7 protein-coding genes are annotated in these 7,899 nt (G+C 74.5%); 4 read left to right on the top strand and 3 right to left on the bottom strand.

From position 1 onward, the window contains the following. On the top strand, window positions 1-227 hold a 227-nt coding region (locus RYN42_RS10635), incomplete at its 5' end, for a hypothetical protein (RefSeq protein WP_315095908.1). Beyond that, window positions 224-1,690, top strand: a complete 1,467-nt coding sequence (locus RYN42_RS10630; RefSeq protein ID WP_315095907.1) for a lipopolysaccharide biosynthesis protein — start codon at window positions 224-226, stop codon at window positions 1,688-1,690. The genes RYN42_RS10635 and RYN42_RS10630, both read left to right, overlap by 4 nt. Before the next feature lie 28 nt (window positions 1,691-1,718). Here the strand turns inward: RYN42_RS10630 and RYN42_RS10625 are convergent, their stop codons facing one another. The 3 genes from RYN42_RS10625 to RYN42_RS10615 all read right to left on the bottom strand — a co-directional run bounded on the left by RYN42_RS10625 (window position 1,719) and on the right by RYN42_RS10615 (window position 5,809). Continuing rightward, complete coding sequence (locus tag RYN42_RS10625; protein ID WP_315095905.1) at window positions 1,719-3,338, bottom strand: polysaccharide biosynthesis tyrosine autokinase; 1,620 nt, start codon at window positions 3,336-3,338, stop codon at window positions 1,719-1,721. 75 nt (window positions 3,339-3,413) lie between these two features. Beyond that, window positions 3,414-4,454 carry a glycosyltransferase gene (locus RYN42_RS10620; RefSeq protein WP_315095902.1) on the bottom strand — a complete coding sequence of 347 codons (1,041 nt, stop codon included), beginning with the start codon at window positions 4,452-4,454 and terminating at the stop codon, window positions 3,414-3,416. After that, a complete protein-coding gene (locus tag RYN42_RS10615; RefSeq protein WP_315095900.1) occupies window positions 4,451-5,809 on the bottom strand; it encodes an O-antigen ligase family protein in 1,359 nt (452 codons plus the stop codon). The genes RYN42_RS10620 and RYN42_RS10615 overlap by 4 nt, the downstream gene beginning before the upstream one ends. A 115-nt stretch (window positions 5,810-5,924) precedes the next feature. On the opposite strand from RYN42_RS10615, the gene RYN42_RS10610 reads away from it, so the two are divergent. Both RYN42_RS10610 and RYN42_RS10605 read left to right on the top strand, forming a co-directional pair. Then, the gene (locus tag RYN42_RS10610) at window positions 5,925-7,094 is read left to right on the top strand and encodes a lipopolysaccharide biosynthesis protein (protein WP_315095898.1); all 1,170 of its coding nucleotides are present in this window, start codon (window positions 5,925-5,927) and stop codon (window positions 7,092-7,094) included. A 121-nt stretch (window positions 7,095-7,215) separates the two neighbouring features. Then, window positions 7,216-7,899, top strand: a complete 684-nt coding sequence (locus RYN42_RS10605; protein WP_315095896.1) for a hypothetical protein — start codon at window positions 7,216-7,218, stop codon at window positions 7,897-7,899.

Genomic DNA, 7,899 nt, shown 5'->3' with positions numbered 1-7,899 from the left:
TGGTGCTGGCCCCGGGTGCGGCCGGCAAGCTCGAGCTCAGCCTGGCCACCGTCGTCGCGACCGGTGCCGCGTTCAGCACCGACGGCCTCGACGTGGCGCGCGCGGTGGGCCGGGTCGCCGCCCTCGACGCGCGCCGGGCGGAGCTGGTCGACGCCGTCCCCGCGGCGCGTGCCCGCCTCGACCTGCTGCGCGGACAGCTGCGCGGTGCCGTGCGAGGCACCGGATGACCCTGGCCAGGACTGCCGTGCGCGGCTCCGCCGCGTCCATCGGCGGGCAGGGCCTGCGCATCGTGCTCCAGCTCGTCGGCCTCGCCGTGCTGGCGCGCCTGCTCGAGCCGGCCGACTTCGGCGTCGTGGCGATGGTCACCGCCGCGATCGGGCTCGCGGACATCCTGCGCGACTTCGGCCTGTCCTCCGCTGCGGTGCAGGCGCCGACGGTCAGCCGCGGCGAGCGGGTCAACCTGTTCTGGGCGAACACCGGGCTCGGGCTGCTGTGCACGCTGGTCGTGGCGGCGTCGACGCCGCTGCTCGTCGCGCTCTACGACGAGCCGACGCTGCTGCACATCGTGCCCGCGCTGTCGCTCGTCCTGCTCCTGTCCGGCATCAACACCCAGTACCGCGCGGACCTCGGGCGCGAGCTGCGGTTCGTCGCGCTCGCGGCCTCCGACGTCGTGGCCCAGCTGGTGGGCACGATCGTCGCGGTCGTCGTCGCCGTGCTCGGCGGTGGGTACTGGGCGATCGTCGCGCAGCAGCTGACCGCGGCGCTCGTGGCGCTCCTGGTCAACGTGGTGAGCACGCGGTGGAGGCCGGGCCTGCCGCAGCGGCACACGTCGATCCGCCGGTTCTTCCGGTTCGGGCTGTCGGTCTTCGGCACCCAGCTGCTGGGGTACGCGGCCAAGAACGCGGACACGGTCGCGCTGGGCGCCTTCTCCGGCTCAGCGGTCCTCGGCGTCTACAACCGCGCGCAGCAGATCGCGGTGGTGCCGATCCAGCAGATCAACGGGCCGCTCACCCGCGTCGCCCTGCCGGTGCTCTCCCGGGCGCACCTCGACCCCGCCCGGTTCGCCCGCGCGACCCTGCGCGCGCAGCTGGCCGGTGCCTACGGCACCGCGACCGTCCTGGCGTTCGTCGCCGGCCTGGCGGTCCCCCTCGTGGCGGTGCTGCTCGGCCCCGGCTGGTCCCAGGTGGCCCCGATCCTCGCCCTGCTCGCGATCGCGGGGGTGTTCCGGTCCCTGTCCCAGCTGGCGTACTGGGTCTTCCTGGCCAGCGGCCGGCCCGGCGCGCAGCTCGCGCTGGACGTGTGGGCGCAGCCGGTCATGGTGGCGCTCATCGTGCTGGGTGCCGGCCAGGGGGCGCTCGGCGCCGCGTGGGCTGCGGTGGCGGTGTGGCCGGTCTACTGGATCGTCGGGCTGCTCATCGCGAGCCGCTCCGCCGGGCTGACCGCCACGCCGCTCGTGGCGCGTGCGCTGCGCGCGCTGCTCGGCGTCGCGCTGCCGGCCGCCCTGGGCAGCTGGTACGTCAGCCGCTGGATCGACGAGCCGCTGATCGCGCTGGCCGCGGGCGGGCTCGCCGGGCTCGCGCTCGTGGCGGTCGTCGCCCTGCTGGTGCGGCCGGTGCGCCGGGACGTGGCCGAGGTGGTCGGGCTGGTCCGGCACGCGGCGCAGCGCGGCGAGAAGGTCGCACAGGGCTGACCGTTCCGGAGCCGGCCGACGTGCGCGGTCAGGCCACCGGGTGGCGCTGCGCGTCCTCGTCGGCCGTCGGCTCGCCCTGCCCCTGGGGCTGCGGCCGCTCGGCGGCACCGGGCTCACGCAGAGCGACGGCGCCGTCCGGGTCCTGCGCCTGCGGGACGCCGTCGGGGACGGACGCGACCGGCGGCTCGGGGGCGGGGACGGGAGCCGGTGCCGCGGCCGGTGCGTCGGCGCGGTCCGGCTGCACGGTGCTCACCGAGGCCGTGCGCCGCTCCGTGGCTGTGGCCTCGAGGGTGCCGTGCCGCGCGTCGGACCGGTAGGTGTAGGTGGCCGTGCCGTCCGGGGCACGCTTGGTGCGGTTGAGCACGATCCCCAGGATGTGCGCGCCCACCGCGTCCAGCATCGAGATCGACTGCTTGAGCTGCTCGCGCGTCACGATGCCGCTGCCGGCCACGACCAGGACCCCGTCGACGGAGGTGCTGAGGATCGCCGCGTCGGTGACGGGCAGCAGGGGCGCGGTGTCCACGAGCACCATGTCGAACCGCTGCCGGAGCTGGGCGAGCAGGGCGACCATGGCGTCCGACCCGAGCAGCTCGCTCGGGTTCGGTGGGATCTGTCCCGACGCAAGGACCTGCAGGTTCTCGTCGCCGTACGGCTGCAGGGCGTCGTCCAGGGACACCCGCCCGATGAGGATGGTCGTCAGCCCGACGGCACCTTCCAGGCCCAGGTACTTGGCCACGGACGGGCGACGCAGGTCGGCGTCGACCAGGCACACGCGGGCACCGGCGCTGGCCAGGGTGGCGGCCAGGTTGGCCACGGTCGCGCTCTTGCCCTCGCCGCTGCGCGAGGACGTCACGACGATCGACCGCGGCCGGTTGGCGACGTTGACGAACTGCAGGTTGGTGCGCAGCCGGCGGTACTCCTCCGAGCGTGCGCTGGTGGCCGGGGCGATGATCACCGGCGTGCGCGCGGCGGCCTGCGCGTCGAGCGCGACGGTGGCGAGCACGGGGACCGGCACGAGCGCCGCGACGTCGGCATCGGTGCGGACCTTGACGTCGAGCGTGGTGCGCAGGGCGGCCCAGCCGAGGCCGAGCACGAGGCCGAGCAGGGCACCGAGCGCGATGTTCTGGCGGGTGTGCGGGACGGACGGGTTGCCCGGCGGGGTGGCGGGGTCGATGGAGTTCACCAGCACGGTGGGGGAGCCGTCCGCCGCGGTGGGCGACAGGTCCTGCACCGTCAGGGCGAGGTTCTGGGCCACGGAGTTGGCGATGGCGGCGGCGGTCTCGGCGTCGCCCCACGTCGCGGTCACGGTGATGATCGGGGCGGCGGGGTCCGTGCTCACGGCGACGGAGCCGCGCAGCGTGCGGCCGGTGCCCGGCAGGCCCAGCTCCTCGACCACCGGGTCGAGCACGACGGGGGAGCGGGCGACCTTGGAGTACGTGGCGACGACGCGCTCGGCGTAGGACGTGCCCTGGTTGAGGTCCCCGATCGAGTCACCCACCTGGACGGTGATGAGGACCTGGTTCTGCGCGCTGTACTCCTTGGGTGTCGCCAGGGACAGGCCCAGCCCGGCCAGCGCGCCCAGGACCGTCAGGATGACGACGCTGGGCCAGTGGCGGCGCATGAGCGCGATCAGCTGACGAAGCTCCACAGTGGCCCTCGGATTCCTCGACGTCGTCTGCGGCAGACCCGCGCGGCGGAGATCCCCCCGTGACGTCCGCCCACTCTACCGAGCGATCTCGACGCTCTCCGGGTGATTCGTGGCGGCACCGGGGTGAGACGCGGGGCGCCCCGCGGCCTCGAACGCCCGGGCGTACGACGCGCCGATGACGTCCCATCCGCGGGCGTCCATCCGCGGGCGGCCGGCGGGCGGTGCACCGCGCAGGGCGTCGACCGCGCGGTGCACGTCGGCGGTGTCCAGCGTCCCCTCGAAGAAGTGCACCCAGCCGGGGCCCACCTCCTCGCTGATCGCCCGGGTCACCGGGGTCGACGGCACGAGGACCGGGGTGTCCAGCGAGAGCGCCACCAGGACGACGGCCGAGTTGTGCAGGTCGCGGTACGGCAGCACGGCGAGCTCGGCCGCGGTGACCTCCGCGACGAGGGTGTCGTCGGCGACGAACTCCAGCACGTGCCCGATGCGGGGGTCCTGCCGCGCGGCCTCCTCGACCAGGGCTCGCCACTGCGGCGTCTGCGGGTGGCCGACGACGCGCAGCGTGAGCTCGGGCCGCACTGCGGTGAACGCGTCGAGCAGCAGGTCGACGCCCTTGTAGTCGCGGATCTTGCCGAAGTACACGAGCAGCCCGGGCACCCGCGCGGAGACCGGGTGGACGCCCAGCTGCTCGCGGTAGTGCCCCAGCGGGATGACGACGTCATGCGGCCCTTCGGGGACCGGGTTGAGGTGCACGCGCAGGGTGGTCCGCCGGTCGAGCCAGCGCAGGAGCGCGCGCTCGGTGCGGCCGCCCGGCTCGTGCGGCTCCGGGTTGTGCTCGGTGCGCACGATCGCCGTGCGGGTCAGGCGCAGGCGGAGCAGGAGCGCGACGAACGCCAGCCGCGTGGCCAGCCGGCGGGGGAGCGTCGAGGGCCGCGTCCGCACCAGCCACTCGGGCCAGTGCACGTGCAGCACGTCGTACCGCTCGGTGAGCGCCCGCCGCCAGGTGAACCAGACGATCTCGACCGACCCCGGCAGGTGGTCCACCAGCTGGTCGGCGTAGCGGGTGGTGCCGTCCGGCGGCTCCAGCACCTCGAGCACGCGGACGCGCGCGGTCACCGCAGGGCCGCCCGTGCCAGAGCCGGTTCGACCTGCGGTACCGGGTCCGGTGGGGGTGTCTCTCGTGCGATCCGCCAGCATGCCGACAGAACGTACACGGTGGTCATGAAGGCGACGGTGTAGAGCATCGTGTTCGCCGCGATGGCGTTGACCATGGTGCCGACCAGGACGGCGAGGCCGAGCGCGCACACGCTGCGGGGGCTGCCGGCGAGCAGCCGCCGGAGCATCGCCACCGCGTACCAGAGGGCCAGCAGCGAGAGCACGGTCAGGCCCACCACGCCCACCTCGGCGAGCATCCGCACGTACTCGTTGTGCGGGATGGACTTGAGGATGATGCCGCTCGTGGTGGCGCCCAGGCCGTTGCCGAAGACCGGGTGCTCGTGCCACGCCGCCAGCACCTTGGCCCACGCCTGGTACCGCCAGCCCAGGGAGGTGTCCTCCGTGCCGCCGGAGAACTCGGAGAACCGCGTGGCACCGATCTGGGAGTTGATCGCCGCGACGACCGTCACGACGACGGCGAGCAGGCCCAGGACCACGCGGTGCATGCGGCGCCCGGCCTCGACCAGCAGGTACACGATCATCATCACCAGCACGGTGAGGAACCCGCCCACGCTGGCGGTGGTGACCTGCACGACGAGGAAGACGACCAGCAGGGCGGCGTCGCGGGCCCGGTGCCGGCCACCGGCCAGCAGCCGCGCGAACGTGACGATGGTGCACACCGCGAAGAGCGCCGCCGCGGAGTTGGCCTGCGCCAGCGTGCCGGTGGACCGCAGCACGCCGGCGCTGGCCGTGCCCGTCCCGGTGGCGAACTGCAGCAGGGCGACCAGCGCCGGGATGATCCCGACCAGCTGCACGACGCCGGTGACGCGGCCGAACGTCACGGTCCCGGGTGCGTTGATCGTGATGACGGCGACCGCGACCAGCGACAGGACCCGGACGGCCTCGCCGTACGTGGCCACCGCCCCGTAGGTGGCCGCCCCGGCCCCGGCCGACGCGAACAGCGCGAGCGCGATGGCCAGGACCCGGGCGGGCCAGCCGGGCGCGCGCACGAGCACGAACACCGACAGCCCGATGACCGCCGCGGCGACCCCTGCGGTGATCGTCTGCCCGCCGAGGTCGTCGACGAGCGCGCGCAGGACGAGCACCACGGACAGGGCGACGAGCGCGACGCGGTAGCCGAAGACGATGACCAGCGGCAGCGTCGAGACCGCGACCAGGACTATCGACGGCAGCCCGGACAGCCACCCGAACGCCACCAGGGCCGCGGTGAGGCCGACGACGACGAACGGCACGGTCCGGTCCGCGACCGCCGTGCGCGCGGAGACGACCAGGCTGCTCAGGGCGGGGGTCGTCACGCGACGAGGCTACGTGCCGTCCGTGACGGGGTCGATGGTGAAAAGCGGGTGCTACGTTCGCCGCCATGTCGCGCCCCCGGCTCCTCGTGACGCTCCCGGGCCCGAGGGCAGCCGGGTGAGGGCCCAGTTCCTGGGCATCCTCGTCTCCCGCGGGCTGGGCAGCGGGCTGCAGGCGCTCGCGCTGATCGTGCTGGCGCGCTCGGTGCCCGCCTCGTCGTTCGGCGCGGTGGCCTCCGTGATCGCCCTCGTGGGCTTCCTGCTGGTGGTCACGGGGTTCGGGATGGCGGCCTTCGTGCCGCGGGCGCGGGCTCTCGGTGCCGACGACGACGTCCAGGCGGGTCTGCGGCTGAACGCCGCGAGCACCGCGCTGACCACGCCGGTGCTGCTGGCGGTCACGGCGTGGTGGGCGGTCGAGACAGGGGCGCCGCTCGCCGTCGCGCTGATCTGCCTGTCGCTCGGCCTGGAGCGCAACGTCGACACGGTGCTCGGCGTCCCGATCGCCGACGGCGACGCGCGGACCGCCGCGGTCTCGATGGTGCTGCGCCGCTCGGTCAGCCTCGCGGTGCTGCTGGTCGCGCTGGCCGGCGGGCTCGACCCGGTGCTGGCCTACACGGCGGGGCTGCTGCTCGGGGCCGTCGCGGGGCAGGTGCACGTGCGCCGACGGGTGCGGGACCTGCCCGGATCGGCGTCGGCGGTGCCGGCGAAGGACCTCGCACGCCGGGGCTGGCCGTTCCTCGTCGCGAACGTGGCCGGCCAGGCGCGCACGCTCGACGTGCCCCTGGTCGCCGCTGTGCTGACGCCCGCGGCCGCCGGCCTGTACGCCGCCGCGGTGAAGCTGGTCCAGCCGCTCCTGCTGGTGCCGCAGTCGCTCGCCGCCGTCGTGGCGCCGCGGTCCGCGCGGCTCGAGCCCCCGGCCGCGCGACGGCTCGCGGTCCGGCTGGTGGGAGCGCTGCTCGCGGGCGGGCTGGTCCTGGTGCCGTTCATGGTGGTCGGGGAGCAGATCGTCACCTTCCTGATGGGTCCCACGTACGCAGGCAGCGGGCCGGTGCTGGCGTGGACCCTGGCGGGGCTGCCGTTCTTCGCCGTCTCCGCGGTGCTGGCTGCCCTGCTCCAGGGCCAGTCACGGGAGCACCTGGTCGCGGTGGTCGGTGTGGCGTCCGCGGTGGTCACGGTGCTGGTGGTCCCGCTGGGCGCGGTCACGGGCGGTATCACTGGCGCCGCCATCGCTCTGACCTGCGCATCTGCGCTCCGCGCGGGCGTCCTGGCGACGTGCGCACTGCGCTGAGGAGATCACCCGTTCGCGTCGGGTGAAAGGTGCAGGAATATGGTGGTCTGTCCAGATATCGCTCGTATTCTCGCCCGGAGAGCCCCCCGCTGGAGGAGGCCCTGTGCGATCGGGTGGGGACATGCAGCGGCGGACGCTCCAGTGGGTGGCGGGCTCGGCAGCGGCTGTCGTGCTGCTCGGCGGGGCCGCGTTCGGGATCGCGGCCAACCGCGGCGACGACCGTGCTCCGGGGGCCTTCGGGCCCAGCCCCAGCACCAGCGTCGTGGCGTCCGACCCGGGCGCGACCGCCTCGACCGACCCCACGGCGGACGCCGCCGCACCTGACGACGCCGCTGCGGCTCCGACGGCCGGGCCCGCGGAGGGGTCGGACCCGGCCGACGACACCGTGGTGCGCGTCGAGGACTTCGCCGAGGCGCCGCCCGTGCCGCTCGACCAGCCGGCCGACCCCGGCGACAAGGCCGTCGTCAGCCTGACCGGGATCACCCGGATCGACGGGGTGGGCCGCGCCATCGGCGAGCGGTCCGGGCCGGCGCTCGCGGTCGCGATGACCATCCGTAACGACACCGGGGCTCCGCTCGACCTGAACTTCGTCGTCGTCAACGTCTACTCGTCCTCGGGCGTCCCGAGCGTGGAGCTGGCCAGCGACCCGCACGTCCAGGGGTACGCGGGCGTGCTCGCGCCGGGTGAGTCCGCCGACGCCACCTATGTCTTCCGTGCACCGACCGAGGGGGGCCCGGTCAAGGTCACGGTCAGCCACGACGCAGCAGTTCCTGCTGCGTCGTTCGAGGGCGAGATCGCCCCGTGA

It is taken from the genome of uncultured Cellulomonas sp. (assembly GCF_963527515.1).
Taxonomy (GTDB): Bacteria; Actinomycetota; Actinomycetes; order Actinomycetales; family Cellulomonadaceae; genus Cellulomonas.
Note: the sequence above shows the minus strand (reverse complement) of the source record. Positions and strands in the feature narration are given on the sequence as shown.

Excerpts from the sequence above, each read along its gene's own strand:
- RYN42_RS10630 (WP_315095907.1), top strand. The coding sequence starts at position 224 with ATGACCCTGGCCAGGACTGCCGTGCGCGGCTCCGCCGCGTCCATCGGC.
- RYN42_RS10605 (WP_315095896.1), top strand. The coding sequence starts at position 7,216 with ATGCAGCGGCGGACGCTCCAGTGGGTGGCGGGCTCGGCAGCGGCTGTC.